Source organism: Streptomyces sp. NPDC007164, assembly GCF_040634135.1.
In the GTDB taxonomy this organism is placed as follows: domain Bacteria; phylum Actinomycetota; class Actinomycetes; order Streptomycetales; family Streptomycetaceae; genus Streptomyces; species Streptomyces sanglieri.
On record NZ_JBEYFB010000142.1, the window covers coordinates 1 to 1,684 of the forward strand.

Below are 1,684 nucleotides of genomic sequence, written 5' to 3' on the forward strand. Positions count from 1 at the left end.
GTTGCAGCGGCTGCGGCATCGTGATGAACGGCGCGCCGTTGCGCAGTGCGCCGGGTTTGCGCTCGACCAACGTGACGTAGTGGCGCCAATCGTAGAAGGTCATGTGCCGCTCGAAGCTGCGTTCGTGGCGTGCGATCTCCTGGGCGTTGGCGACGACGCTGAGATATGCCGGATAGCAGCGCACGCTCACCAGCTGGTTCGTGTACTCGGTGGGCACGCTGTAGCGGTTGCGCTGGAAGTGAATCAGGCTGGTCGACGAGACTCGCAGGGTCTGCTCGATGTAGCCGTCGAACGGCCGTGGATTGGGCATCAGCCGGGTACGCTCGTCCTGCAGCACATCCTCGACTGTCAGCTCAGGCCACTGCGGGTGCCGCATGTGCCACGCCTCACGACACTGACCAGCGACCCATTCGTTCAGGATCTCCAGCGTTTCCCAGCGCCGTAGCGCTGCTTCGTGCCAAATCTGACGTCGCCGGTCCTGAACGTTCTTCTCGACGATGCCTTTCTCCCAGCCTGCAGCCCGGTTGCAGAACTCCGGCTCGAACAGGTAGTGACTGCACATCGCTTCGAAGCGCGCGTTGACCGCACGCTCCTTGCCGCGGCCAACCTTGTCCACGGCGGTCTTCATGTTGTCGTAGATGCCGCGCCGCGGCACGCCGCCGAACGCGGCGAACGCGCGGGCGTGCGCATCGAACAGCATCTCGTGACTCTGTGTGGGATAGGCGACGAGCCAGAACGCGCGGCTGGAGTTAAGTTTGACGTGGGCGACCTCCAGGCGTCGCCGCAGCCCGCCAATAAAAGCGTATTCGCAGCTCCAGTCAAACTGGAAGGCTTCGCCGGGTTCGAAGGCGAGCGGCACGAAGGCCTGCCTGCGAGGCGCCTCAGCCTGCTCCTCGTGCCAACGCCTCACGAACGCGCTCACCCGGCCGTAGCTGCCGGCGTAACCCTCGGCGCGGATCGCCTCGAACATGAACCGGGCGGTGCGCCGGTCACGCTTCGGGCGATGACTGTCGGCACGCAGCCAACCTGTCAGCTGTGCGGCCCAGTCGTCGATGACGCTCGGGCTGACGCGCTTCGGATACTTCGGCTCGACGGCATCAGTCTGCCGCAGCCAGCGGCGCACCGTGTTTCGGGACAGGCCCGTACGCCGCGCAATCTCGCGCAACGGGACCTTCTCGCGGAAATACATCCGCCTGATCTTGGCCAATATACCCACCGTGATCACCTTTGTATCCCCTGCTCAAAGATTGAGCAGAGCATTCAATCACGTGGGTCAAAATTCGATGAAAATTTCCAGCTCTAGTGGGTCAGTTCTGTGCGGACATCAACACCCATGGTATTCATCGACGAAATGCAAGACACATCCTGGGACCAAGAATCCTTCCTGAATCGCATTTTCGATGGAAAGTCGGTGATGCAACGGTTCGGAGATATCGACCAGAAAATCCTCCTGGATGAAGAGAATGCAGACCGGCTCACGTTCCCTCGTCAGGGCCACGGATGCATCAGCACGAGCAAAAGATTCGGTGACGCGATTGCGCAAGCTGTGGGCAGCGTTCGCATGAGTGGCGAGGCGGTTATCGGCGAAGGTAACAGCGCACACGCGCCCATCCTGCTTTTGTATGCGACTAATGATGCACCAAAGGTTATCCAACACTTTGGAAAACTTATCATCAGTCGCCTG

At 60.9% G+C, this 1,684-nt stretch carries 2 protein-coding genes; one reads left to right on the forward strand and one right to left on the reverse strand.

Annotated elements, in window-relative coordinates:
• A partial coding sequence (istA, locus tag ABZ622_RS42040; protein WP_360552616.1) for an IS21 family transposase occupies positions 1 to 1,216 on the reverse strand: 1,216 nt, incomplete at its 3' end.
• A gap of 99 nt (positions 1,217 to 1,315) precedes the next feature.
• Between istA and ABZ622_RS42045 the strand changes: the two genes are divergently transcribed.
• A partial coding sequence (locus ABZ622_RS42045; protein ID WP_360552618.1) for a UvrD-helicase domain-containing protein occupies positions 1,316 to 1,684 on the forward strand: 369 nt, incomplete at its 3' end.